Raw genomic sequence first — 25,516 nt, forward strand, 5'->3', positions numbered from 1 at the left:
AACGGATTTTGGTCAGTTATAAATCAATTGTAATATCGGTTAAAAATCCCATTTGTTGGAATTTTGGCCCAATTAAATGCTTCAAGTTGAAGCCATTCCAAGCTTAGGTTATAATCGGTCTAAATAAGACACTTATGGCTGTTGAAAGCTTGTTAAAAACTCAATCGTGACGTAAATTTGTAGCTAAAACCAACGCTAATGAGTGGATTGATAAAATCTTCGATTGCCCGCAAGGTAGTGATGGCACTTTCGGGTCTCTTTCTGGTAATTTTTCTTGTACTGCACGTAACCATCAATTTAGCATCGGTCATCTCCCCCGATTTTTTTAATGAAGCCTCCCACTTTATGGGGTACAACCCACTGGTGCAATACCTCATGCAACCTATTTTGATCATTGGGGTCATTGTACATTTTGTGATGGGGTTTGGCCTTGAATTACAAAACAAAAGGGCCAGGGGAATCAGCTATGTAAAATATAGTGGCAGCGCCAACGCTCCCTGGGTTTCCAGAAACATGATCTATTCCGGTCTTGTTATTTTGGCATTTTTGGGATTGCACTTCTACGATTTTTGGGTTCATGAAATGACCTACAAATACATCGAAATGAATCCTGAAAACCCTACCCGATATTATGCGGAAACGGTTGAAAAGTTTGCCCCTTTTTGGAGAACTATCATTTACGTGGTTTCATTTGTGCTGCTAAGTCTACATCTGTGGCACGGATTTTCTTCCTCCTTCCAATCCATGGGAGTTAACAACAAATACACCCCAGCCATTAAATCTTTTACGAAAATATTTGCGGTGGTAGTGCCTTTGGCCTTTGTGTTCATTGCACTATACCATCACCTTAACCCAATAACACATTAATTATGGGCATATTGGATTCCAAAATTCCATCCGGTCCTTTGGCCGATAAATGGACCAAGCATAAAAATGACATCGACCTGGTTAACCCAGCCAACAAACGAAACATTGACGTGATTGTGGTTGGAACTGGATTGGCAGGTGGAGCCGCGGCAGCCACATTGGCCGAGTTGGGTTATAATGTGAAGACTTTTTGCTACCAGGATTCTCCCAGAAGAGCGCACTCCATTGCGGCACAGGGAGGCATCAATGCAGCCAAGAACTACCAAGGAGATGGGGACAGCCCTTATCGGTTGTTTTACGACACCATCAAAGGTGGGGATTACCGTTCCAGGGAAGCCAACGTATATCGTTTGGCTGAGGAATCTGCCAATATCATAGATCAATGTGTGGCACAAGGTGTACCCTTTGCCCGAGAATATGGCGGCCTTTTGGACAACCGTTCATTTGGAGGGGTTTTGGTCTCCAGGACCTTTTATGCCAAAGGACAGACAGGACAACAGCTGCTCTTAGGTGCTTACGCTGCCATGAACCGACAGATCAACCGAGGGAAAATCCAAGCGTACAACCGCCATGAAATGATGGATTTGGTTTTAGTGGATGGAAAAGCTCGAGGCATTATTGCCCGTGATTTGGTTAGTGGAGAAATCCAAAGGCATAGTGCCCATGCTGTAGTTTTGGCAACTGGGGGATATGGAAATGTTTTCTTCTTGTCCACCAATGCCATGGGAAGCAACGTGATGGCAGCTTGGCGCGCCCATAAAAAAGGAGCATTCTTTGCCAATCCCTGTTATACGCAAATCCACCCAACCTGTATACCGGTTTCCGGAGAACATCAATCCAAGTTGACGCTGATGTCAGAATCTTTGAGGAACGATGGTCGTATCTGGGTGCCGAAACGCAAGGAGGATGCGGTTGCCATTCGCGAAGGTAAATTGAAGCCTACCCAACTGGGCGAAGAAGAACGCGATTACTATTTGGAACGTAGATATCCCGCCTTTGGAAATCTGGTTCCCCGTGACGTGGCTTCAAGAGCCGCCAAAGAACGATGTGATGCCGGGTTTGGTGTAAACAAAACCGGTGAGGCCGTTTATCTTGATTTTGCCGCGGCCATAGAACGTTATGGTAAGGAAAAAGCCATGACCTCCGGCATTAAAAATCCGGACAAAGAAACCATTATACAACTGGGGGAGGAAATTATTGAGGCCAAATACGGTAACCTTTTCCAGATGTATGAAAAAATTGTGGATGAGAATCCTTATAAGACCCCAATGATGATCTATCCTGCGGTGCATTACACTATGGGAGGTCTTTGGGTAGATTATAATTTACAGACCACCATTCCTGGTTGTTACTGTGCTGGGGAAGCCAATTTCAGTGACCATGGCGCCAACCGACTTGGGGCTTCAGCCTTGATGCAAGGCTTGGCAGATGGTTATTTTGTACTGCCGTATACCATCGGTGACTATTTATCTGATGACATCCGTACAGGAAGCATTTCAACTGATTCTCCAGAATTTGAAGCAGCTGAAAACGAAGTTAGGGGTCGTCTGGAAAAATTGATGTCAGGGACTGGAATCCATTCTGTGGATTACTATCATAAAAAGTTGGGCAAAATCATGTGGAACAAATGTGGTATGTCCAGAAACGAAAAAGAATTGGAGGAAGCCATTGGCGAAATAGCCGAATTGCGAAAGGATTTTTGGGAAAATGTAAAAATTCCTGGTCAAGCTGATTCCAAAAACCAAGAGTTGGAGAAAGCTGGAAGGGTTGCCGACTTTTTGGAATTGGGAGAACTCTTTGCCAAAGATGCCTTGCATAGAAAAGAATCTTGTGGAGGACATTTTAGGGAAGAATACCAGACCGAAGAAGGAGAGGCCTTGCGTGATGATGAAAACTTCAAGTATGTGGCTGCATGGGAGTTTAAGGGTGAACCCAAGGATGCCGAGCTACACAAAGAGGATTTGGTCTACGAGAATATTGAATTAAAGACACGTTCTTACAAATAAAAGCTATGAAGTTATATCTAAAAATTTGGAGACAAAAGGATGCCGAAACTAAGGGTCAAATCGTGGATTATACCCTAGATGGTGTTGAGGGCGATATGTCTTTTTTGGAAATGCTGGATATCCTAAACGAAGAACTGGTTTCTAAAGGTGAGGAACCAGTGGAGTTCGATCACGATTGTAGAGAGGGTATCTGCGGAACCTGTTCATTACAAATCAATGGGGAACCTCACGGGCCCGATAGATTGATTACCACTTGCCAATTGCACATGCGCAAGTTTAACGATGGGGATACTATCGTAATAGAACCTTTTAGGGCCAAAGCTTTTCCTGTCATCAAGGATTTGATTGTTGACCGAAGCTCATTTGACCGAATTCAACAAGCAGGGGGGTTCATCTCTGTAAACACCTCAGGGAACACCGTAGATGCCAATGCCATTCCCATTCCTAAAGAAGATGCGGACAAAGCCATGGATGCCGCAACCTGTATTGGTTGTGGGGCCTGCGTGGCAGCCTGCAAAAATGCCAGTGCCATGCTGTTTACCTCAGCAAAAGTTTCCCAATTTGCCTTATTGCCCCAAGGTCAGGTGGAGGCCGCTGATCGTGTACAGAACATGGTTCGCCAAATGGACTTGGAAGGTTTTGGAAATTGTACCAATACGGGGGCTTGCGAAGTGGAATGCCCCAAAGGAATTTCCTTGGAGAATATCGCCCGAATGAACCGGGAATATCTTTCTGCTACAACGAAAGGATAAAATTCCAATACTCATAAACCAAAACCCAAATTCCTTAAGGAGTTTGGGTTTTTTATTCCTCAATAACTCTAAGGAGGTTGGCATTTTTATCCCATAAAGCAATCTTCCCCTCGCTGCTTGAAGTTACTATAAACTTTCCATCAGGACTCCAATCCACACCCCATAGATAATCATTTGCCGATGCCGATTCAGCTATAAGCTCTCCTGCTTGGGACCAAATCCGCAATGCATCACTTGCACTGGCCAATCTTTTTCCATTTGGGTTCCATCTTATATTTCTGTATTCGGCCTTTTTTGGCTTGATTTCATGAAGCTTTTTACCATCGCTATTCCAAAATTGGAGGAGTTTGTCCTTATCGTTTACTTTATTTTCAAGTAGGCCATAATCCCCAACAGCAAAAAAGTCGCCAGAATTATGCCATTCCACACACAGTACAAGGGTCTCTGCCTTTCTTGGCAGAAAAGCATTGATCGTATCCCCCAGATGTGTGTAAATCCCTATCTGATCCCCAACCGTGACCATAATGTTTTTTGAAGGATGCCAATCCAAGCCAGCAACTCCCTTTGAGTCGGCTAAAAATCGACTTACACGGCTCCCATGCGTGGTATAAATGGACACCGCTTTTTCTAGTTCGGAAACAGCGAGCAGTTCTCCAGTATGGTTCCAGTCCAGTGCTCTAAAGCTCGATTCCAAATCCTGGAGCTCTCTCCATTTCCCAGTGTCCAAATCAAGTATTTTGGCTTTAAAGGTTCGTCCTTGGGTAATAACGGCCAAAAGATTTTTGCTTGGATGCCACTTTAGGCGACTTAATTGTACTCCCTCTACGGGATAAGTTTTCAGTAGCTGAAAAGTTTTGGCATCAAACACTTTTAGTACATCCTGATTACCCCCTGTTGCAATATGTTTTCCATCTGGACTCCAAGCTATGGTCCATAGGGTTTCTTTATCCTCTGCTTGCTGCTGACAACAGATATTGGTCAAGGTGTACAACAACAGAAAAAAGAAAAGCTTTTTCATTTAACACCCTGGTTTGGTCACCAAAACCACCTCAAATGCGACAGCATCTGAAATGATGCTTTCCTTGACACTTCCAACAATTCCTTTGGATTCATAGCTAATGCCCCAGCGGGTGCGGTCAATTGCAAACTTGGATTTAAACACATAGGCTTGACCTCTTTGTTCAACGCTCATGTTAAATTTTATGGGATGGGTAACCTCCTTTATGGTCAACAGGGCTTCAACACCTATCTCGTCTTCTTCAACATACAGGGCCTCCACAATCTTTAATTGGGCAATGGGATGGTTTTCCACATCAAAGAAATCCTCATTTTTTAAATGGGATACCAGCATATCATTGTACTTGCCATCGGTATTGACAATGGAATTCATGTCCGCCTCAAAATAGCCTCCCATGACCATATCTCCTGACCAAAAAATGGTGCCCTTTGAAAACGCTACCGTGCCATAATGCTCATTGAACTGGAACAGTTTAGATCCCGACCATTTGATGACACTCTTTTCTGTATCAATATTTATGGTACCTTGTCCATACATAAAGGCATTAAACCCAATGCCCACAACTAATAAGATGATTTTTATCATTGTTTTGTTTTGGACAAATCTAGGTTTGAGGGTCTCAGGGGAGGTGAATAAAATGTAAATGATGTGCAAAAAATTGCAAATTTTTAATTTGGCAAAAATCCGCCATAAATGAAAGTTGTACTCTATATATATAGCGCGTTGTTCGTGTTTGCACTTTCTTTTGCGGTGATCAAAAATGAGCCCAAAAACCAAGACGACACTTTTTCAAACCGGGTAAAGGTTGCGCTTAGGAACACGGGAAACACCTTGTTGTTGCAAACCCGGGATTCCAGCTCGTTGGTCTTGCCCATAATACAAAATGGACCTCATATTTTTCAGCTAACTTTTGAAATGGAGTTACCCATAGTTCCGGATAGCTTAGTGGCATCGGTAGAGCGAAATTTTAAGGCCATGAATTTGCCCAGCGACTATCTGGTGGAAGTCGTGGACTGCCAACAGAACGAAGTGAACTATAGCTATGCGGTATCAGATAGTGAAGAGCGGAATATTGTGCCCTGTTTGGGTAGAAATCTCCCTATGAATTGCTATTCCATCCATGTGATTTTTCCCAAGCCCACGGTTGTCAAAGAATCCAAATTGAGTGCCCCATGGTACACGCTAGTGGTGTTCGGCACTTTAGGAGTAGGTCTATTTTTCCTGGTAAAACGAAAGGAAACGGCAGAACCCCAAAATGCATTGGCCTATATACCCATTGGCAATTACGCTTTTTATACAGATCAGAACAAATTGGTCAAGGACGGTGCAGATATCCAATTAACTGCCAAGGAAACGGACCTACTTAAAATTTTTGCCGACAACATCAACCAAGTGGTTAGCCGTGATCAATTGCTCAAGGAAGTTTGGGAAAACAAGGGTGTCTTTGTTGGTCGAAGTTTGGACACCTTCATCTCCAAACTAAGAAAGAAGTTCAAGGACGAAGATCATATCAATCTTATTAATGTCCATGGGGTTGGTTATAAACTGGAAATACTGAAGGATTCCAAGAAATAATCCGCACAAGAAATCCCATCTGAATGAAATTTAAGCTTCCCTTTTTGCTATCTTGAAACATGCCCAAAAACTATCCCAAAGAGCGCATTAAAGTTCCTCGGTTCAATGAGGAGTCCGGTTTTTACACCACCCCTGAACGTTCCAAGATCATGGGCAAGATCCGCGGCAGGAACACCAAACCAGAGTTGGCTTTTAGAAAAGCATTATGGACCGCTGGCTATAGGTATCGCATAGATTATAAAAAATTGATTGGAAAGCCAGACATTGTTCTTAAAAAATATCGAACAGCCATATTTATTGATGGGGAATTTTGGCACGGTCACAATTGGGAGGAACGCAAGCACAAAATCAAAACAAACAAAGAGTTCTGGATTCCTAAAATAGAGCGAAACATACAACGCGATCAGGAGGTCAACGAAGCCTTGGCAGAAATGGGATACACCGTATTTCGATTTTGGGAAAGTGAAATCAAAAAAGAACTTCATCGTTGTTTGGATGAGGTAATTGTATGGTTAAAAAAGCAACCCGAATGATTAAAATCAATTCCAAATTGCCCAATTTAGGCACTACAATTTTCACGGTCATTGGTCAGTTGGCCAAGGAACATGACGCCATCAACCTATCCCAGGGGTTTCCCAATTTCTCCCCCCATTCCAAATTGTTGCAGCTGGTAGACAAAGCCCACCAAGACGATTTTAATCAATATGCCCCCATGCAAGGTGCTTTAAGTCTACGGGAAACCATTTCAGAAAAAACAGAAAGTCTCTACGGTAAATCCTATCATCCCGAAACAGAGATTACCATTACTGCAGGGGCCACTGAAGCCATCTTCACCAGTATAGCGGCCTTTGTTCAGCCCAAGGATGAAGTTATAGTACTTCGCCCAGCCTATGACTGCTATGAACCCGCCATTGAACTATTTGGTGGCATTGTGGTTCCTCTTGCATTACAAGGGCCATCATTTAAGGTAGATTGGAACAGGCTTAAAAAGGTCATCTCCCCTAAAACTCGAATGATGATCATCAATACGCCCCACAATCCCACGGGTACCATTTGGTCGGAATCAGATATGATTCAATTGCAGGAAATCCTTAAGGACACCAACATAATTTTGCTGAGTGATGAGGTCTATGAACATATTACCTTTGATGGGGAACAGCATCATAGTGTATCCAAATTTCCTGATTTGGCCTCTCGAAGCATTGTTTGTTCATCCTTTGGAAAGACCTTCCATGTTACGGGTTGGAAAATTGGCTATTGTGTAGCCCCCAAAGCTTTGATGCAAGAGTTCCATAAGGTTCACCAGTACAATGTTTTTTCGGTAAACCATGCGCTCCAAATTGCATTGAATGAATACCTACAGTCTCCTGAACATTATCTTGAACTAGGGAGTTTTTATCAAAAGAAGCGGGATTATTTCTTAAATGCCATCCAAGGTTCAAGGTTTGAGGCCGTGCCTTCCGCTGGCACCTACTTTCAATTGTTGGATTATGGAAAAATAACGGATGAGAAAGACATGGATTTTGCGATACGTCTCATCAAAGAATATCAATTGGCCAGCATTCCCATTTCGGTATTTTGCGGGCCTGATTACAATCAAAGGTTCTTGCGGTTTTGCTTTGGGAAAACCGAAGATGTCCTGGACCAAGCGGCAGAAATACTACAACGAATCTAAGCGGTTATAGCTGTCTTCTTGCAATCCGAAATATTTGGAGCACATCCTTGCCCGAAAGCTCAAAATCCTGGAACTCTGGGGCCTTGTTTAGATTGTTACACTGATAAACATCTTTTTCAACATTATAGTTGGTGATGCGCTTACAGATAATGCGGTCCTTGCAGACCAAAACATACGATTTGTTGCATAGCCCATTGTTTTCCAAAGCAAACTCCTTGACATCCACCTCTACGCCTAGAACTATGGATTTGTTGGGAATGGAATCTATGGTACCGTCATACATGGAATTCCCCGTTATTTCAAAAGCCATATGAAGTTCATCGTCAATGGAATCCATCACAAACCCAGTTTCGAAGGCATTTTGGGAAACAAGACCGGTTTTTACGCGGGTAATATATTCCTTTTGCTGCTCCATAAGCACCAAAGGGGACATTACCAATAGTTTTCCGTGTTCCAAAGGGTAGAACACGCTACCCTGTTTGGCGTAGGGTTTCTTTTTCCCATAGGTATCGTTGGGGTCGTGGAACTCATGAATGACGAGTTCGGGGATAGTCATATCAAAAAATTGGGCAATTTTCTTTAAATTCTTATTTGGAATGTTGGCATCTCTTCTCTCATAAAGCTGCACGGTTCGCAGGCTAACACCAATGGCATGGGCAAATTCTGTTTGACTTATTCCTTTTTTTCGTCTTAACTCTTTTATTATGTGCATAAAATCACTATCTTGTGTAATATTTTTACGCATACCCATAAAAATGCGTAATTCTCAACTTCACCTTTGTACTTCCCTTACGATCAAATATAGAAAAAGGGAATTATTTCATTTATTACAAGTTTAACTTAACAATTTACAAGAATGGGCACGCTCAAATCTTCCGACCTACGAATTAAAAACGAGGAAATGTTTACCAGCTCCGATTTTGGTAAACCTATAGGACAAGAACTCTCTACCATTTTGCGAAGAAACCTGAACAAAGACAATTTGGCCAATATTGCTTCAGGGTGTAGTATCAGTTTTTCCACAGTAAGGGACCTGGTTTATCGAACCAATAGTTTAACCGAAGGCAACTCCATGGCGTTGGCCCTGCTCATCCATGCCGCCTTGGAAAATTCTGTAGCAAGGAAATTGCAGTCCGAAGGAGACATTATGTTTTTGGATGGTATATTAAAGCATTAACCGAAGCAACCAATCTGTTTGTTTGTCGTTCCCGATGTAATACGGATGGGTGCCAAATTTGGTGAACCCATGTTTTTGGTAGAATCTTATGGCTCCCGGGTTATGTTCCCATACCCCTAACCACACATAGGCCATACCATTATGTTTGGCCAAATTGATAATTTGTTGGAGCATCCATGCCCCAATGCCCTTGCCTTGGTGACCATCAACAACATAGATCCGTTCCAGTTCCAATGAATTATTGTCCTTGACATCTGTTTGCGCTTGCCCGTTGTTCACCTTGAAGTAGCCCACCAAATCCATGTTTTCAAAAACAAAATAGAATTGGGAGTCTACATTCAACAGTTCCTTTTGCACTTGTTCCCTGCTAAACGCTGATGCTATATACTCCCTAAAATCTTCGGGTTCATTTTCTTCTTCAAATGCTGCAATAAAAGTGTCTTTGGATATTTGGATTAAGGCATCCAAATCCGATAAAGTGCATTCCCGAAAACTTAAATGATTTGAGGGTTGATTCATCCCTCTAAATTATGGAATAAAAAAAGAGCCTAACAATTTTGTTGGCCCTTACATTTTTTCATTTTATGAGTCTTAAAGCATAAAAAGCTTCTTGATCAATAACATAAATCCTGTGAAAAAATCGTTTCTGTAAACTTGAACGTTGTCCTCTACGGAGGAACGGAAAAATTTGGGTGCCATGGTGTTGATTTTAAGGATGGTTAATTTGGGAAAAATATTCTACACTGCCAAAATACCGCAAAAGAAATTTTAGTTAAAAAAAATGTTGTGTAGGTAAGCTATATTGTGGTAAACAAACCGATAGGTATTGGGACTATATTTCCATCTCGGGAATCTCCCCTTGCACCAGCAGTTTACCTTCTGTTGCGTTCACCACTTCCTCCACAGATACCCCAGGAGCCGTTTCCAATAATTTGAACCCTTCAGGGGTCACCTCCAATACGGCCAAATTGGTAACAATTTTCTTTACGCAGCCCACTCCTGTCAGTGGAAGCGAACATCTTTTGAGCAATTTGGATTTTCCCGCCTTATTGGTATGCATCATGGCTACAATAATATTCTCAGCTGAGGCCACCAAATCCATTGCACCGCCCATGCCTTTTACCATCTTACCCGGAATCTTCCAGTTGGCGATATCGCCATTTTCTGCCACCTCCATAGCTCCTAAAATGGTCAAGTCTACATGTTGCCCCCGAATCATGCCAAAACTCAATGCAGAGTCAAAAAAAGACGCACCGGGAAGGGTGGTTATGGTCTGTTTTCCGGCATTTATGATATCGGCATCCTCTTCGCCCTCAAACGGGAATGGTCCCATGCCCAACACCCCATTTTCACTCTGAAATTCCACACTGATATCTTCCCGTACAAAATTGGCCACCAAAGTGGGTATTCCTATCCCTAGGTTCACATAATATCCGTCCTTGACTTCTTTTGCAATCCGTTTTGCGATTCCGTTTTTATCCAACATAGTTAATGTGCTAATTTTTTGATTTGAAAATGTGCCAATTCTCTACTTTTTTGAATTTCTTTTACTTGTACTTACAATTTTGCCTAAAATCAATCCCAATTCCTTGGTCATTGTCCCCAGTTTGGGCTTTGAAGGATACGTAGGGGCCTTTTCACAAATTTCCAACCAGTATTTGGTCCTCCAACTCTTTGGCTGCAATTTTTAGCTTATGGATGAAGTCAGCCCTGCTTTCTGCATGTTGCGCTTCTCGAATATTTGCCCAAACACTTGTTCCCGACCTTAATAGTTGCTTGCCCACAACAAACTTTCTTTTCGCTTCCAGCACTTCGCAAAATGAAATTATCTCCAAAGCCAATTCCGTAGATTTTACCACAACAACATTCTCCTTCATTCCAATAAACTTATTAGGCCATTTTTACATTAGCTCATTTTCAAATTTCCACAAAGCAATCAGTCCATTGACCTCACGGTCCGCTGCTCTATTCGTTTCTCGTACCGCTCCCCTTGAAAAATGCGCTGTACAAAAATCCCTGGGATATGAATTGTATTGGGATTCAGACTTCCAGCAGGAACCAATTCCTCCACCTCCGCAACCGTTATCTTGGCAGCACCACACATACAAGGATTAAAATTTCTTGCCGTCCCCTTGAAAATCAAATTGCCCGCTTCATCCCCTTTCCATGCTTTTACAAAGGCAAAATCCGCTTTGTATGCAGGTTCCAAAACATACATCTTGCCATCAAATTCCCGAGTTTCCTTTCCTTCAGCAACCTCGGTTCCATAACCCGCTGGGGTGTAAAATGCCGGGAATCCAGATTGAGCCGCCCTACATTTCTCTGCCAACGTACCTTGGGGAGTCAATTCCACTTCTAATTCCCCACTCAGCATCTGGCGCTCAAACTCATCATTTTCGCCCACATAGGAAGAGATCATTTTTTTTATTTGATGCTGTTGCAGTAAAAGTCCCAATCCAAAATCGTCAACCCCCGCGTTGTTGGAGATACAGGTAATATCCTTAATCCCTAAGCTTACCAATTGCCCAATGGCATTTTCCGGGATGCCACAGAGCCCAAACCCTCCTAGCATAAAGGTCATTCCATCTGCTACCCCTTCCAAGGCTTGCTCTACAGTTGCTACAGTTTTCTTGATCATGGATTTCCAATTTTATTGCTGTTGAAATTACGATAATTAAAGAATTCTTGAAACCGTTTTGTTTTCAAAAGAAGCCCTAAGAGTTTATCCGTATGGTTTCCTGCTTAAGCAGGAATGACAATGCCACGGAATCTACGCCGTTAACGTTGTGATTCCAGTGGCAAAAAAAAAGCCCCAAGGAATTATCTTAACTTGGAGCTCGTTTTTAAGTGTTTTTTCCTTTGGCCTAAAAGCCTATATCCTCGTCCAAATCGTCTTCAGTATCCGTCTCTTCTTTGAGTTCCTCCAAAACTTTGGTACAGTCCACATTAATGGACAACTCTTCGGGCTCCTCAAAAGCTTCCGTGGATACCCCCAACTCCTCATTTTCATAGTTCTTCTTCATGTACAATGCCCAAATAGGTAAGGCCATGGATGCTCCTTGACCGTAGGTAAGACTTTTAAAATGTATGGATCGGTCATCACCGCCTACCCAAACTCCTGTGACCAAGTTGGGCACCATACCCATAAACCATCCATCACTTTGATTTTGCGTGGTTCCCGTTTTTCCCGCAATGGGATTGGTTAATTCATATGGGTATCCTGTTATAATGTCTTGGTAAACCCGCTGTTCCTTGGCAAAAGTGTGTCGCAATCTTGTTCCCGATCCACCTTGGGTTACCCCTTCCATGAGATTAACCATGGCATAGGCAACATCCTTACTCAATACATCTTTGGTCTCGGGAACATACTCATATAGTACAGTTCCATTTTTGTCTTCAATCCGGGTAACCATTACAGGCTTAACATAGACTCCTTGGTTAGCAAAAGTACCGTAGGCCCCCACCACATCATATACGCTAAAATCATGGGTGCCCAATGCAATGGATGGCACTTCAGGAATATCCTCTCCCAATCCCATGCCTTTGGCAATATTTACTACCGATGCTGGCCCCACTTGATCAATCAATTGGGCTGTTACCGTGTTGACCGAGTTGGCCAATGCATTTTTCAACGTTAAATTTTTACCTGAGTATTTCCCATCTGAATTCTTTGGACACCAGGCCTCCATATTCCCATGCTTCAATGGCTCTATACAATACTGATTGTCTGGCAGCGAATCGCAAGGTGAATAGCGAAGTTGGTCAATTGCCGCAGCGTACACAAAGGGCTTAAAGGTTGATCCCGCCTGACGCGCACCCTGAATTACATTGTCGTATTGAAAGTGTTTATAATCCACTCCACCAACCCAAGCTTTCACATGACCTGTTTGTGGTTCCATCGACATCATGGCCGTTCTCAAAAACATTTTATAGTAGCGAATGGAATCCAAAGGAGTCATAATGGTGTCCTTTTCATACGAATCACTGTTCCAATCAAAGACGGTCATTTCCGTTTTTTCATGGAAAGATTTTTTAATTTCCTCTTCAGATTTTCCTTGTCTTGACATACTTCGCCAACGTGCTGAACGTCTCATAGCGCTACGCATTATGGTATCGATTGCCCCGTTAGTAATATCTAAAAATGGTGCCGTAGGGTTCCTTTTTGGGGTGTTTTGATGGAAGAACTCGGCTTGAAGATTTTTCATGTGTTCTTCCATGGCTTCCTCTGCATTCTTCTGCATGCGGGAGTCAATGGTGGTGAAAATCTTTAATCCGTCCAAATAGATATTATACTTCTCCCCATCTGGTTTTGGATTTTCCTTTACCCATCTGTTCAGCCATCGTTGGGCATACATCCTGAAATAGGTTGCCAAACCCTCTCTATGGGATTCTGGACTAAAGTTGATGTCCATTTCCATGTTTTGAAGGGAGTCTTTTTCAGCTTGCGTTATGTAGTCATACTTCGCCATTTGTCCCAATACCGTATTCCTTCGGCCTAAAACCATTTCCGGTCTTCTAATGGGATTGAATAGGGAGGAGTTCTTCAGCATCCCCACCAAAACAGCGGACTCTTGTGTTCGTAATTCCGATGGCTCCTTTCCGAAATAAATTCGGGCTGCGGACCGAATGCCATCTGCGGCATATCCAAAATCATAGATGTTCATATACATGGCTATGATTTCCTCCTTGGTATAATTGCGTTCCAAACGGGTGGCAATTACCCATTCCTTAATTTTTTGAAATAGGGCGTTTGTGGTGCTTTGCTTGTCCCTCACCCCTATGAAGAGTTGCCTTGCCAATTGCTGGGAGATTGTACTTGCACCTCCCTTTCGTCCTAAATAGGCAAAGGCGCGTATGGTTCCCCTGGCATCAATCCCTGCATGGTCAAAGTACCGGGCGTCCTCAGTAGCCACCAAGGCGTCCACCAAATTTTGGGGCAACTCCTTAAAGGCAACAGGAGTACGGTTATCGTCCAAGTAAAGTTTCCCGAGGGTTTCCCCATCCGAAGAAATGATTTCCGTGGCTAAATTGGTGTTGGGGTTTTCCAAGTGCTCAAAGGTGGGCATTTCACCAAAGGCGCCCCATGATGCCAATAAAAAAATCAATGCTGCCGAGAAAATCCCGACTCCGAAAAGAATCCAAAACCATTTGATGAAAGGAAGGAAGCTCTTTGGCTTCCCTTGTTTAGCTTTTGCCATTGCTTTACTGGGTGCTTTTTTCAATTTCCAAACCTACATCGGTAATGCCCTCCAAAAGGTAAAGGCCATCCACTTCTCCATTTTTTCGCATGGCATGGGCCACGCTCAACTTATATACGCCGGAATCCGGAAAAACGATGTTTTCCCTGTACCAAAGCTTGTTTTCCTTGATACTCCCAAATCCTTTGCCCAACCATTCCCCAGTGGGTTCCGCCATCTTGTATTCCAAGGTATCCTTCTGGGTCTGGCCATTGGGAAACTCCAGTTCCGTAATCAAAAAGAGGTTGCTGAACGGGTAGGTATTATCATTTCTTATATTGATGAACATGTTATGGCCCTGTACCGAATCCAATTCTGAAAACTGGAAATCCACCAGCTGATCCATTTGCCATTTGCCATTGGACATGGGTTCAAATTCAGAAAATACCAGATTGCTGTTACACGATACCAAGCCTAGAAATACAACCAAGGCATAGTAAATTTTATTGTGCATTGGAAGAAGATTTTGGATTGTTTTTTCTTCTCTTTTTGTGTCGTTTCTTTCGCTTGGGGCGATCAAAACGGGTAAGGCTGTCCTGACCCACCACATTTTCAAAGGCCATTTTTTCATCGCTCACATTATCTTGGGCATATTCCTCCAAGCTGGCAATCTTTTCATTCTTCTTGTTCAGTTCCAAGATTTCCAACACATGATCCTTGTCCAAAGCATGCCAAGTGGCCGGGTCATCCCTATAGGAAAACCAAAGAGTCTGCTTAAAAATATCCGCTTTTTGGCAAAAGGCAACTCCTTTTTTGGTCTGAAGCTTACTATCCTGTGATGGGAAATCTTTCAGTGCCTCCAGATACATGTCCAATTCGTAATTGAGGCAACATTTGAGCTTGCCACATTGCCCTGCCAGTTTTTGGGGATTCAATGCCAATTGTTGATAACGCGCCGAAGCCGTACTGACCGATCTAAAATCAGTTAACCAAGTGGAACAACACAGTTCGCGACCACAGGATCCAATCCCCCCCAAACGTTGGGCTTCCTGTCGGTACCCAATCTGGCGCATCTCAATTCGAATGCCAAAGGCCTTGGCCATGTCCTTGATCAGTTGGCGAAAGTCCACCCTTTCCTCGGCGGTATAATAAAAAGTTGCTTTGGAGCCGTCACCTTGAAACTCCACATCGCTCAATTTCATTTGCAATTTTAGGGAAATGGCAATTTCGCGGGAACGCTTTTGCACCTCCGCCTCTTTGCTCCGGCTTTTTTGCCAGATGTCAATATCACGTTGCGAAGCTTTTCTATAAATCTTGGGAAGGGTTTTGTCGTCCAGCGCTACTTTTTTTCTTCGCATCTGTACCTTGACTAATTCCCCGGTCAAAGTTACAATCCCCACATCATGGCCAGATTTGGCCTGAGTGGCCACTACATCTCCAATGGAGAGCGGAATGCCGTCCACATTTCTAAAGAATTCTTTTCTACTGTTCTTGAATCGTACCTCAACGCAATCAAAAGGTTTTTGACCGTTGGGCAGCGACATATTGGAAAGCCAGTCAAAGACTGTAAGCTTGTTACAACCATCTGTGCCGCAAGTACCGTTGTTCTTGCAACCCCGCGGTTGTCCATCCTTGCCGGTTGAACAACTGCTACATCCCATAATTTATATCTTGGTTTGGAGCGCCCTAAAAACCCTGTCAGTTCGAGCGCAGTCGAGAACGCTTTAAGTTACTGATGTTCAATGAACATCTCGACTACTCCTTCGACTGCGCTCAGGATGACAGCTAGATGCGACATTGAACTAGTTTCAAGGTTTTATTGCCCCCCAAATAGGGTTCATAAAAAATCTTGAGGTAAAGATAGCATAATTTAAGGCAGCTCGGAAATGCCGCTTTTATGCTAAACTGATTTTTCATCGCTCGTAACCCAATTCCTGAAATGACCTTAGGTGCCAGTTCTCGATACGAAATTCTTCCAGAATTTCACTCGAACTGACGGCTTGCCAAGTTTATTCCGTCGCATTTGAATTGACAAAACCTCAAAAATTCCATCAACCCAAAACCCCCATCCGTCAATTCAAACAAGGCATCCATGAATTGGAACATAGTTCTACAGAAAATAGAGGGCATTTTTAGGGTTTAATCCTAAAAAACCCAAATTATGAAACTGAAAAACCTTTGTGCATTGGCCTTATTTGCCCTCGCAGCTCTTGCCTGTAGCAAGGATGATGACAAAACCACACCAGAGGCAAACGCCCCTACTATTACAGGCCATACAGAAAGTGGCCCTGTTGGCTCTACCTTGATCATAAACGGAACCGACTTTGGCGCCACAATCTCTGATAATACAGTGACCCTTAGCGGTGTTAGCGTAACCCTAAGTGACGCCAATACCACAAAATTAACCGGAACTGTTCCTGCTGGAGCCGAGACCGGTAAAATCAAGGTGACCACGGAAGGTGGCACTGCCACAAGTGCAGAAGACTTTGAGGTGACAGTAGAGGAAACCAACCAAGCACCGACCATTACTGAAGGCCAAAGCTTTTCTGTTAAGGAGGACATAGATGATACATTCGTAATTGGCACTGTGGAAGCTACGGACAATGATGGCGACCCTCTTACTTTTTCCATTGCCGACGAAATCTCCCCGTTTGAAATTACAGAAAATGGAACCCTAAGCCTAATTCCCAGCAAGACGCTGGATTATGAAACGGCAACCGAACATATTGTGACCATTGAGGTTGGTGATGGTACGGACACTGTGCAAGAAACAATCACCATTGTGATAGAGAATGTCCCCGACGCCCCTTATGCATTGGACAAAACCTCTTTTGTTCTGGAATTTACAACCACAATGGCCGACCAGGAAATTGGTGTTGGCACCGACTTTTTCAATGATGGGTACGATTATCTTATTGACTGGGGTGACGGTTCCCCTGTTGAACATATAATAAACAGTACCGAACCAACTCATATCTATGCAGACGAAGGCACCCATTCCGTTGCAATCAACGGCTCTTTTCCCAGGGTAACTTTTAATGATCGTCCCTGGGCAACCAATTTAACTGGAATTTTGAACTGGGGAACTATTGAATGGGAAACCTTTGCAGATGCCTTTTTTGGTTGTACGGAATTAGAAAACTATACTGCTACCGATGCTCCAGACCTCTCCAATGTTACGGATATGACTAATATGTTCCGTGATGCCCAATCTTTTAACGGGGATTTGAGCAATTGGGATGTAAGCAAAATCACTAACATGGGCTATATGTTCAGTGGCGCGTCCTCCTTCAATGGAGATATTGGGAATTGGGTTGTAAGCAGCGTTTATGCCATGAATGACATGTTTAGGTTTACCAATGATTTTGACAAAAACCTAGGTTCATGGAACATTCAAAATGTTGAATCAATGGTCAATATGTTCTCTCATTCTGGACTTTCATCAGATAATTACGGCAAGACATTAATTGGCTGGGCAAATCTAGAAGGGGTTCCTGATAATATTGTCCTAGGAGCACATTTGCTTGGCTACTGTGGTACCGATGCGGTTGCCGCTAGAAATATATTGACCGATTCCAACGGGCTAAACTGGGATATCCAAGGAGATATTCAATGCGATTGATTCAAAAAAACTAAAAAAGCAATTTAAAGAAACCCAAAAGCCATGCTTTCTAGGGTTTCTTCTATTCTGTAAAAACATTTCCCGCATTTCGCTTTGCGAAACCTTCCCTTCTCAAGAAGGAAGTTGGCAACTGTTCCCCTCTTGAGAGGGGTCAGGGGTGTGTTCTCGATACATCCCGAAGTAAATTCGGGACACTCGAACTGACGGGAGGTCATTTCTTATACTTCAATACTTCCGAGCGCCCCTTTTTAAAAATCTTGTTGCTGGCATGCTTGCCTTTTCGTAAGCGCTTTTGTTCTGCATAAGGTAGGGCATGTACTTCTTGGCATTCGGTAGAGCAACAGTTGTCCATGGCCTTGGCGCAGTCCTCGCATTGGATAAAGAGCAAATGACAGGCTTCGTTGGCGCAGTTTACATGGGTGTCACAGGGTTTGCCACATTGGTGACAATTGGCAATCACATCTTCTGAGATACGTTCTCCCCTTCTATGGTCAAAAACAAAGTTTTTGCCCAAAAATTTGTTTTCCAAGCCTTCGGCCTTTACTTGACGGGTGTACTCAATGATTCCGCCCTCCAATTGGTACACATTTTTAAAGCCTTTGTGCTTGTAGTACGCACTGGCTTTTTCGCAACGGATACCACCCGTGCAATACATTACCAATTTTTTATCCTCTTTGTGTTCCTTTAAATCTTCCTCAATAATGTCCAAAGAATCCCTAAAAGTGTCCACATCTGGGGTAACGGCATTTTTAAAATGGCCTATCTCACTTTCATAGTGGTTGCGCATATCAACCAGGACAGTATCTGGATCTTCAATAAGCTCGTTGAATCTTTCAGCTCCAACATGCACCCCTTTGTCTGTGACGTCAAAGGTGTCATCGTTCAAACCATCCGCAACAATCTTGTTGCGCACCTTCACTTTGAGTTTAAGGAAGGATTTGTTGTCCTGTTCCACGGCAATGTTCAAACGAACATTTTCCAAAAAGGAAATGCTGTCCAAGTGGGTCTTGAAGGCCCCAAAATTATCCGCGGGAACGGAAAGTTGGGCATTCACCCCTTCATAGGCCACATAAATTCGGCCCAGAACGTCCATTTCATTCCAAGCGATAAATAAATGGTTCCTTAAAATTTGTGGATTTCCAATGTGTGCATATTTGTAGAAAGAGATGGTGAGCCGATCCTTGCCGGCCTCCTCAATAAGCTGTTCTCTTTCCTTTGCACTTAATGTATTGTACAGTTGCATGCTATACCAATAGTTAAGATTAAAGAATAGATTGTCTAAAAGTGGGGCAAAGTTATAAAATCCAACCAGCTAAAAAAGAAAAAGGGTTTCTTAAAAAGAAACCCCTCCCAACCGATTAATCCTTTTTCATAGCGCAAATTTTCCCTTTTGCCAAAGGCAACGAGCCCTAGTTGGGCCCGCTATGATAATACGAGTTAGTAACGTTTAGATACAGTTGTTCAAAAAGGTTGCGTGAGGCTGTTGTTGCGTGCCAAAAGAAATGGTATTTTTAGCCTTCCAAATAAGATGATACCATGAGCAACGAGAAAGAAGCAAAGTTAAAAGCCTTAAAACTAACCCTGGATAAATTGGACAAAACCTATGGAAAAGGAGCTGTCATGAAACTGGGGGACAGTGTAGTTGAGGATGTGGATGTTATCCCATCTGGATCCTTAGGTTTGGACATTGCTTTGGGCGTTGGCGGTTATCCAAGGGGTAGGGTCATCGAGATTTATGGGCCCGAATCTTCCGGTAAAACTACCTTGACGCTTCATGCTATTGCCGAGGCGCAAAAAAATGGAGGCATTGCCGCTTTTATTGATGCGGAACATGCCTTTGACCGTTTTTATGCCCAAAAATTGGGCGTGGATATTGACAACTTGATCATTTCCCAGCCCGACCATGGGGAGCAGGCTTTGGAAATTGCGGACAACCTGATTCGCTCTGGAGCTATTGACATTGTTATTGTGGATTCTGTTGCGGCCCTAACCCCAAAAAGTGAGATTGAAGGGGAAATGGGAGATTCCAAAATGGGATTGCATGCTAGATTGATGTCGCAGGCTCTGCGTAAGTTGACCTCAACCATTAGCAAGACCAATTGTACGGTCATCTTTATCAACCAGCTACGCGAAAAAATTGGGGTCATGTTCGGAAACCCTGAGACGACTACCGGGGGTAATGCACTAAAATTCTACGCTTCGGTTCGCTTGGATATCCGTCGCTCCACCCAAATAAAGGACACGGATGGTGGTGTTCAAGGAAACAAGACCCGTGTTAAAGTGGTAAAGAACAAAGTGGCACCACCCTTTAGGACTGCAGAATTTGATATTATGTACGGAGAAGGCATTTCGAAAATTGGGGAAATCCTAGACCTCGGAGTGGCCTATGAAATTGTGAAGAAAAGCGGTTCCTGGTTCAGTTACGGAGACACCAAATTAGGCCAGGGAAGGGATGCCGTAAAGGCACTGCTACAAGACAATCCAGAGCTTTCCGAGGAGCTGGAGGGCAAGATCAAGGAAGCCATTTCCTTGGTAAGCGCATAGCACTCCCAACAAATAACTGGATTTAAGGTTGCAAATCTTACGCAACCCTTATGATTGCTGTTCATCTAGGAATAAAAAAGGAAATTTTTATGATGAGAAAGGCAATAATGCTTATCATGCTTATTGGAACAGCGGGGCTGTTCAATGCCTGTGATTTGGATGATGGTCAAAACTTTCGTTTTACTACCTTGTCCATTGTGGATGCCAACGTCCCCGAATCCTTTGAACTGAATGAAACCTATAGCATTGAGGTCACCTATGTAAGACCTAACGGCTGTACATTTTTTGAAGGATTTGATGTGGCCAGAACGGCCCAGACCGACCGCGAAGTGGTTGTTATTGGTTCTGTTCTGACCGATGATACGGCATGCACTCAGGTAGTCCAGGAAGTAAATGCTTCATTTGATTTTCAAGTGTTGTATACTGGGGAGTACCATTTTAGGTTTTATACTGGACAGGATGAAAACGATAATTCCGAATTTTTGGAATTTACCATTCCCGTAATTGAGTAATCATTACATTAAGGGCATCCTTAATCCAAAATTGACCAACATTTGGATATAAACGAGCTGATACATAATTGCAAAAAAGGCAAAAGGCAGGCGCAGGCCGAATTGTACCGGAAATATTCCGGTATTCTTTTCGGTATGTGTCTCAAGTATTCGCGGAACCGAACGGAGGCCGAGGATAATTTGCACGACAGCTTTATGACCATCTTCAACAAGATCGATCAGTACAAGTTCAATGGGTCATTTGAAGGTTGGATCAAAAGAATCACCGTAAACACGGTGCTTCAGAAATATAGAAAAGAGCAGTACCTGGATGTAGTCTCGGAAAATGTTGGCGAAGAGGTGGAAGTAGATACGGAGCAGACAGACATAAGCCTTTCCACCTTACTGGGGTACATTCAGGAACTGCCCAATAAATATAGGTTAACGTTTAACCTATACGTATTGGATGGCTATAGCCATAAAGAGATCAGTGAGATGTTGGGGACATCCACAGGCACTTCCAAGAGTAATTTGGCGAGGGCCAAAATGATCTTGAGAGAAAAGATAGAAAAGGAAAACATAAACATTGCTTAGATGGGGAAAAAGAATTTAGAGCAATTGTTCAAAGAAAAGTTGGGAGACTTTCAGGAGCTTCCGGATGATGCAGTCTGGAAATCCATTGAAGCCTCTTTGGACAAAAAGAAACAGAAGAAAAGGGTTGTGCCCATTTGGTGGCGGCTTGGGGGAGCTGCAGCCGTACTGGCCATCCTGTTGTATGTGATCAATCCATTTGGTGACAGTGACAACAAAGAATCGATCATTATTACGGAAACGGAAAACACCGAAATCCTTGATGAACAAAACAATGCCTCGGACAAGGTTGAACCGTCCACTATTTCTGATGAAGATGGATTGGTGGACACTCAGGAAAACAACTCCTCGGAATCCAATTCCAATGCGGTAGCGGAAACCAGCAAGGGAAAATCCAATTCGGTAAGCTCCAATCCAAGTCAATTTGTGAGCGGGCAGGAAGTTGCAGAAAGTCCATTGACTGGTAACCAGAATCCAACCAAAGTGGATCCGTTAAGGAAAGATGCGCCAAAAACCAATGAATACACTGATGTTGCGACTACCGAATCTTCGGAAAAAGGCAATGCTGTTGGTCAAGAAGTGCAAAACAAGGAACGTAAGGATGTGTTGGATTTGGCACCTCAACTTGAGAAAGAAGCAGTAGCTGCCAACGATTCAAATCAGCAGCAATCCAAAACCAATTTGCTGGAGAATGCAACCCAGGTAGAAGAAGCCCTTGCCCAAAATCAAGTGGAAGAAACTAAGGATGAAGGACAATCCATTTTTGATGCCATTGCGGAGCAGGAAGAAGAAGTGGTTGCCCAAAACTCTGGCAGCAAATGGTCCGTTGGGCCATCTATTGCGCCAGTCTACTTTAGCGCAGCTGGCGAAGGGTCGCCAGTGCATTCCTCTTTTGCTTCCAATTCCAAATCCGGAAACGTAGATCTTAGCTATGGTGTTTTTGTAGCTTATGAGGTAGGTAAAAAATTAAAGGTGCGTACAGGAGTGCACCGTGTCAATTTTGGATACGACACCAATGATGTGGTTTTCTCCTCTTCTTTGGATGGCTCCTCCGTTAATCTTATTGATAATATAGACTATGCCAGACAATCCGAGAATATTGTTGTGGAAAGTAGGGATAAAGGCGCCCTCAGTTTGGATAAGGAAGAAGTTAACTTTAGTTCCAGTGCTGTATTGGATGGGAAGATGATCCAAAACTTGGGTTATCTGGAAATTCCCCTGGAGCTGAATTATAGTCTTATAGATAAAAAGTTTGGAGTAGACCTGATTGGTGGTGTAAGTTCCCTTTTCTTGGTGGACAACTCCGTATTGTTGGAGTCCGAAGGTTTAGTGACCGAAGTGGGCGAAGCCAACAATGCCAACTCCATGAATTTTAGTACCAATGTTGGGCTTGGGTTCAACTATAAGTTTTCGCCTAAAGTGCAATTGAATCTGGAACCCGTATTCAAGTATCAGTTGAATACGTTTTCCGATACTTCTGGCTCCTTTAGACCATTCTCGGTTGGAGTTTACAGTGGTTTCAGCTTCAAATTTTAAAAAAACAGGGGCCACCTATAATTTCCTGTTGGGCTGAACCGCACAAAGACGTTGGTTAGGTTGATTGTCCCTTTAGACAATCATGAAGCACCCTGCATTCCTGTGGGGTGTTTTTTTATGCTTTCATTCGACGAGGCATGTCAGATTTTTCCCTTGAACTTGATTGTAAAATGTGTCGCAGTGACAAAAAATCCTTAATTTACTCTGCCTTCTAAGTCCCTTATACTTGAAAACTAACCAATTTGAGGACATACTTATCTATTTTTCCAAATCGCTTTTGGGAAAGGAAAATGAGGATGAGATTTTGTGGGATCTCGCCAAGAACTGCATTGCCAAACTGGGGTTTGTGGATTGCGTGGTCTATTTGATAGACCAAGATCAAAAGCTACTGGTACAAAAAGCAGCTTACGGCCCTAAAAATCCAAAGGATCATAATCTGTATAATCCGGTTGAAATAGGTTTGGGAGAGGGCATTACTGGTGCGGTTGCTGTTTCGGGGAAAGCCGAAATTGTTCCGGACACCTCCAAAGATTCCAGATACATTGTGGATGATGACCAACGGCTTTCAGAAATCTGCGTGCCCATTTCCAATGAAGATATCATCTATGGGGTAATAGACTGTGAACATCCCGAGGAAGGATTTTTTACCGAGCACCACCTAAAAATGTTGTCCGCCGTGGCATCCATTTGTGCCATCAAAATCAAAAGCGTACGGGCCAACAAAGCGTTACGGGAAAAACAGGAAAGCTTGCTTCAGATCAAGGAAGAAATGATGGAGCTTAAGCTCAAAGCCCTCAACTCCCAACTTAATCCCCATTTTGTGTTCAACGCGCTAAATGCAATTCAATACTATGTGACTTCCGAAGACAAAAAATCGGCTTTGGAATATTTGTCCACCTTTAGCAAGCTTATCAGACACAATCTAAAACATCTGGGAGCTGAGGTGGTGGAGCTCAAGGAAGAAATTAAAATGCTGGGGTGGTATTTAAAACTTCAAAAGTTGCGCTATGACGACCAATTTGAATTTACCTTGGACGTTGGGAATCCTGTAGGGCAATGGGATGCTTTGGTACCTGCGACACTTATCCAAACCTTGTTGGAAAACACCATCGAAAACCTGATGTCGAGCAATCGAAACAAAGTTCATCTGAACATCGTCTTTAAACTTTCAAAAGATCAGGTTTTATTGGAAATCCAGCATGAGCACAACGAGATGAATTCCTTGTTGGAGCCCACTCCCCAATATCAAGAACACAATGCACAACTTTTGGATCAAATACGATTATTAAATACCCATAAAGGGTATCGGATAAGCAAGGAGGACTATCTGGATTCAAATGCCAACAAGAGTACAATTGTATTGGCCATGCCCAATTTATTTAAGCTCATTTAAAATCACCTCTCTAACCTCTTCCCGTAAAGTAGATTTATCTTCCTCGCCCAAAATTCCTGTTTCAAAAAAGGAATGTACTTTGACCCTGACCCGCCCCGGACCTCCACTAAAAAAGGTAAATGAAAAACGTTTTTTGTTGTCATAAAAAGTAATTGGAACCACAGGAATCTTATGGGCTATGGCCATCTTAAACGCCCCGTCTTTAAAGGCGTCCAAAACAATGTGTTCCTCTGGCACACCCCCTTCGGGAAAAATACAAATGCTGAGCCCTTGATCCAATCTTCGTTGCGCCCGTAGATATACACCTGTTCTGCTTCTAATGCTGTCTCGATCCACCATAATGCAGACACGTTTGTAGAAAAAACCAAAAACGGGAATCTTCACCAGCTCCTTTTTGCCCACAAAAACAAAGGGGTTTTTGCTTACCGCCAACATCAACATAATATCGAGCATGCTGGTGTGGTTGGATATCAGCATATAGCTCTTCCCTTTTTTCATTTGTTGTTCCCTTTCAATTTTTGGGAAACAGCCCATGCCATACAAAATGGGTCTGGCCCATAGGTTTCGGGCCAACCAAAAAAACTGCGGATAGGTCTTTTCGGAAAAGACGGTCAGGAGTAAAAATGGGAAAAAGAGAAAGATGGGAAGGGCAACCAACACATAGAACCAAATTCGGTAAAGGACATGCCCAATGTTTCTGAAAAATTGAACCATATTTCAAAAGTAGAATTTTTGAATATCTTTAAGGAAACAACCTTAAAAACTTGATTATGGGAATTTTGTATGCCATTTTAGTTGGAGCGGCAGCCGGTTGGCTGGCGGGAAAAATCATGAAAGGCGGCGGTTTTGGTGCCTTGATCAACATTATCTTGGGTATTGTTGGTGGTGCTGTGGGCAACTGGCTCTTTGGCACCTTGGGTGTTCAGATTGGCTCAGGTCTAGTGGGCGACTTGATTACTGGAGTTATTGGTGCCGTGGTGATTCTTTTTGTAGCGGGCCTCTTTAAAAAATAACATTTTACCCTCTTTTTCGGCAAGCGGTCTATCCTTGCTTTTTTTATCGCATGCGGATTGTTACTTTTACGGCCAAAAT

At 43.1% G+C, this 25,516-nt stretch carries 26 protein-coding genes; 14 read left to right on the forward strand and 12 right to left on the reverse strand.

The window, feature by feature from the left end:
- Nucleotides 1-198 precede the first annotated feature (198 nt).
- The 3 genes from ACRHOZ_RS14355 to ACRHOZ_RS14365 are packed head-to-tail and all read left to right on the forward strand — an operon-like array spanning nucleotide 199 to nucleotide 3,625.
- A complete protein-coding gene (locus tag ACRHOZ_RS14355) occupies nucleotides 199-867 on the forward strand; it encodes a succinate dehydrogenase cytochrome b subunit (RefSeq protein ID WP_422349693.1) in 669 nt (222 codons plus the stop codon).
- 2 nt (nucleotides 868-869) lie between these two features.
- Nucleotides 870-2,873, forward strand: coding sequence for a fumarate reductase/succinate dehydrogenase flavoprotein subunit (locus tag ACRHOZ_RS14360; protein WP_431126802.1), 2,004 nt, complete (start codon nucleotides 870-872; stop codon nucleotides 2,871-2,873).
- A gap of 5 nt (nucleotides 2,874-2,878) precedes the next feature.
- Nucleotides 2,879-3,625, forward strand: coding sequence for a succinate dehydrogenase/fumarate reductase iron-sulfur subunit (locus ACRHOZ_RS14365; RefSeq protein ID WP_138836668.1), 747 nt, complete (start codon nucleotides 2,879-2,881; stop codon nucleotides 3,623-3,625).
- A 52-nt stretch (nucleotides 3,626-3,677) separates the two neighbouring features.
- On the opposite strand, the gene ACRHOZ_RS14370 is transcribed toward ACRHOZ_RS14365, so the two are convergent.
- Nucleotides 3,678-4,643, reverse strand: coding sequence for a WD40 repeat domain-containing protein (locus ACRHOZ_RS14370; protein ID WP_431126804.1), 966 nt, complete (start codon nucleotides 4,641-4,643; stop codon nucleotides 3,678-3,680).
- The gene (locus tag ACRHOZ_RS14375) at nucleotides 4,644-5,228 is read right to left on the reverse strand and encodes a YceI family protein (RefSeq protein WP_431126806.1); all 585 of its coding nucleotides are present in this window, start codon (nucleotides 5,226-5,228) and stop codon (nucleotides 4,644-4,646) included.
- 108 nt (nucleotides 5,229-5,336) lie between these two features.
- Here ACRHOZ_RS14375 and ACRHOZ_RS14380 point away from each other — a divergent pair, with 108 nt between their 5' ends.
- The 3 genes from ACRHOZ_RS14380 to ACRHOZ_RS14390 are packed head-to-tail and all read left to right on the forward strand — an operon-like array spanning nucleotide 5,337 to nucleotide 7,893.
- Nucleotides 5,337-6,218 (forward strand): winged helix-turn-helix domain-containing protein, encoded by an 882-nt coding sequence (locus ACRHOZ_RS14380; protein ID WP_431126808.1) that lies wholly within the window; start codon nucleotides 5,337-5,339, stop codon nucleotides 6,216-6,218.
- Nucleotides 6,219-6,277: 59 nt separating this feature from the next.
- The gene (locus tag ACRHOZ_RS14385; protein ID WP_431126810.1) at nucleotides 6,278-6,751 is read left to right on the forward strand and encodes a very short patch repair endonuclease; all 474 of its coding nucleotides are present in this window, start codon (nucleotides 6,278-6,280) and stop codon (nucleotides 6,749-6,751) included.
- A complete protein-coding gene (locus ACRHOZ_RS14390) occupies nucleotides 6,751-7,893 on the forward strand; it encodes a methionine aminotransferase (RefSeq protein WP_431127136.1) in 1,143 nt (380 codons plus the stop codon). The genes ACRHOZ_RS14385 and ACRHOZ_RS14390 overlap by 1 nt, the downstream gene beginning before the upstream one ends.
- 4 nt (nucleotides 7,894-7,897) lie before the next feature.
- Here the strand turns inward: ACRHOZ_RS14390 and ACRHOZ_RS14395 are convergent, their stop codons facing one another.
- Nucleotides 7,898-8,605: a helix-turn-helix domain-containing protein gene (locus ACRHOZ_RS14395; RefSeq protein ID WP_431126812.1), complete on the reverse strand. Its 708-nt coding sequence runs from the start codon at nucleotides 8,603-8,605 to the stop codon at nucleotides 7,898-7,900.
- A 144-nt stretch (nucleotides 8,606-8,749) separates the two neighbouring features.
- Here ACRHOZ_RS14395 and ACRHOZ_RS14400 point away from each other — a divergent pair, with 144 nt between their 5' ends.
- Nucleotides 8,750-9,070, forward strand: coding sequence for a hypothetical protein (locus ACRHOZ_RS14400; protein WP_422349684.1), 321 nt, complete (start codon nucleotides 8,750-8,752; stop codon nucleotides 9,068-9,070).
- Here ACRHOZ_RS14400 and ACRHOZ_RS14405 read toward each other — a convergent pair.
- The 7 genes from ACRHOZ_RS14405 to ACRHOZ_RS14435 form a co-directional block, all read right to left on the reverse strand.
- Nucleotides 9,059-9,589 (reverse strand): GNAT family N-acetyltransferase, encoded by a 531-nt coding sequence (locus tag ACRHOZ_RS14405; protein ID WP_431126813.1) that lies wholly within the window; start codon nucleotides 9,587-9,589, stop codon nucleotides 9,059-9,061. The two genes, ACRHOZ_RS14400 and ACRHOZ_RS14405, sit on opposite strands and share 12 nt — an antisense overlap.
- Before the next feature lie 313 nt (nucleotides 9,590-9,902).
- A complete protein-coding gene (locus tag ACRHOZ_RS14410) occupies nucleotides 9,903-10,556 on the reverse strand; it encodes a CoA transferase subunit B (protein WP_431126815.1) in 654 nt (217 codons plus the stop codon).
- A 151-nt stretch (nucleotides 10,557-10,707) separates the two neighbouring features.
- Nucleotides 10,708-10,947: a four helix bundle protein gene (locus ACRHOZ_RS14415; RefSeq protein ID WP_431126817.1), complete on the reverse strand. Its 240-nt coding sequence runs from the start codon at nucleotides 10,945-10,947 to the stop codon at nucleotides 10,708-10,710.
- Nucleotides 10,948-11,006: 59 nt separating this feature from the next.
- Nucleotides 11,007-11,708 carry a CoA transferase subunit A gene (locus ACRHOZ_RS14420; RefSeq protein ID WP_431126819.1) on the reverse strand — a complete coding sequence of 234 codons (702 nt, stop codon included), beginning with the start codon at nucleotides 11,706-11,708 and terminating at the stop codon, nucleotides 11,007-11,009.
- A gap of 226 nt (nucleotides 11,709-11,934) precedes the next feature.
- Nucleotides 11,935-14,268 (reverse strand): penicillin-binding protein 1A, encoded by a 2,334-nt coding sequence (locus ACRHOZ_RS14425; RefSeq protein WP_431126821.1) that lies wholly within the window; start codon nucleotides 14,266-14,268, stop codon nucleotides 11,935-11,937.
- Between the two features lie 4 nt (nucleotides 14,269-14,272).
- On the reverse strand, nucleotides 14,273-14,761 hold the full coding sequence (locus ACRHOZ_RS14430) for a gliding motility lipoprotein GldH (RefSeq protein ID WP_431126824.1): 489 nt from the start codon (nucleotides 14,759-14,761) through the stop codon (nucleotides 14,273-14,275).
- Nucleotides 14,751-15,908: a PSP1 domain-containing protein gene (locus ACRHOZ_RS14435; RefSeq protein ID WP_431126826.1), complete on the reverse strand. Its 1,158-nt coding sequence runs from the start codon at nucleotides 15,906-15,908 to the stop codon at nucleotides 14,751-14,753. Before ACRHOZ_RS14435 ends, ACRHOZ_RS14430 begins: the two co-directional genes overlap by 11 nt.
- A gap of 500 nt (nucleotides 15,909-16,408) precedes the next feature.
- Here ACRHOZ_RS14435 and ACRHOZ_RS14440 point away from each other — a divergent pair, with 500 nt between their 5' ends.
- Nucleotides 16,409-17,869 (forward strand): BspA family leucine-rich repeat surface protein, encoded by a 1,461-nt coding sequence (locus ACRHOZ_RS14440; RefSeq protein WP_431126828.1) that lies wholly within the window; start codon nucleotides 16,409-16,411, stop codon nucleotides 17,867-17,869.
- A gap of 211 nt (nucleotides 17,870-18,080) precedes the next feature.
- Here ACRHOZ_RS14440 and ACRHOZ_RS14445 read toward each other — a convergent pair whose 3' ends face one another.
- Nucleotides 18,081-19,112, reverse strand: a complete 1,032-nt coding sequence (locus ACRHOZ_RS14445; RefSeq protein ID WP_431126830.1) for a rhodanese-related sulfurtransferase — start codon at nucleotides 19,110-19,112, stop codon at nucleotides 18,081-18,083.
- 293 nt (nucleotides 19,113-19,405) lie between these two features.
- Between ACRHOZ_RS14445 and recA the strand changes: the two genes are divergently transcribed.
- The 5 genes from recA to ACRHOZ_RS14470 all read left to right on the forward strand — a co-directional run bounded on the left by recA (nucleotide 19,406) and on the right by ACRHOZ_RS14470 (nucleotide 24,424).
- Nucleotides 19,406-20,413, forward strand: coding sequence for a recombinase RecA (recA, locus tag ACRHOZ_RS14450; RefSeq protein WP_431126832.1), 1,008 nt, complete (start codon nucleotides 19,406-19,408; stop codon nucleotides 20,411-20,413).
- Between the two features lie 89 nt (nucleotides 20,414-20,502).
- Nucleotides 20,503-20,925 carry a hypothetical protein gene (locus tag ACRHOZ_RS14455; protein ID WP_431126834.1) on the forward strand — a complete coding sequence of 141 codons (423 nt, stop codon included), beginning with the start codon at nucleotides 20,503-20,505 and terminating at the stop codon, nucleotides 20,923-20,925.
- A 42-nt stretch (nucleotides 20,926-20,967) separates the two neighbouring features.
- Nucleotides 20,968-21,498 carry an RNA polymerase sigma factor gene (locus ACRHOZ_RS14460; RefSeq protein WP_422349671.1) on the forward strand — a complete coding sequence of 177 codons (531 nt, stop codon included), beginning with the start codon at nucleotides 20,968-20,970 and terminating at the stop codon, nucleotides 21,496-21,498.
- Nucleotides 21,499-23,031, forward strand: coding sequence for an outer membrane beta-barrel protein (locus tag ACRHOZ_RS14465; protein ID WP_431126836.1), 1,533 nt, complete (start codon nucleotides 21,499-21,501; stop codon nucleotides 23,029-23,031).
- A gap of 226 nt (nucleotides 23,032-23,257) precedes the next feature.
- Nucleotides 23,258-24,424: a histidine kinase gene (locus ACRHOZ_RS14470; RefSeq protein ID WP_431126838.1), complete on the forward strand. Its 1,167-nt coding sequence runs from the start codon at nucleotides 23,258-23,260 to the stop codon at nucleotides 24,422-24,424.
- Here ACRHOZ_RS14470 and ACRHOZ_RS14475 read toward each other — a convergent pair.
- Nucleotides 24,407-25,138, reverse strand: a complete 732-nt coding sequence (locus tag ACRHOZ_RS14475) for a lysophospholipid acyltransferase family protein (RefSeq protein WP_431126840.1) — start codon at nucleotides 25,136-25,138, stop codon at nucleotides 24,407-24,409. The genes ACRHOZ_RS14470 and ACRHOZ_RS14475 overlap by 18 nt on opposite strands.
- A 56-nt stretch (nucleotides 25,139-25,194) precedes the next feature.
- On the opposite strand from ACRHOZ_RS14475, the gene ACRHOZ_RS14480 reads away from it, so the two are divergent.
- Nucleotides 25,195-25,437 carry a GlsB/YeaQ/YmgE family stress response membrane protein gene (locus ACRHOZ_RS14480; protein ID WP_420401493.1) on the forward strand — a complete coding sequence of 81 codons (243 nt, stop codon included), beginning with the start codon at nucleotides 25,195-25,197 and terminating at the stop codon, nucleotides 25,435-25,437.
- Nucleotides 25,438-25,516: the final 79 nt, after the last annotated feature.

It is taken from the genome of Flagellimonas flava (assembly GCF_050617915.1).
In the GTDB taxonomy this organism is placed as follows: Bacteria; Bacteroidota; Bacteroidia; order Flavobacteriales; family Flavobacteriaceae; genus Flagellimonas; species Flagellimonas flava_A.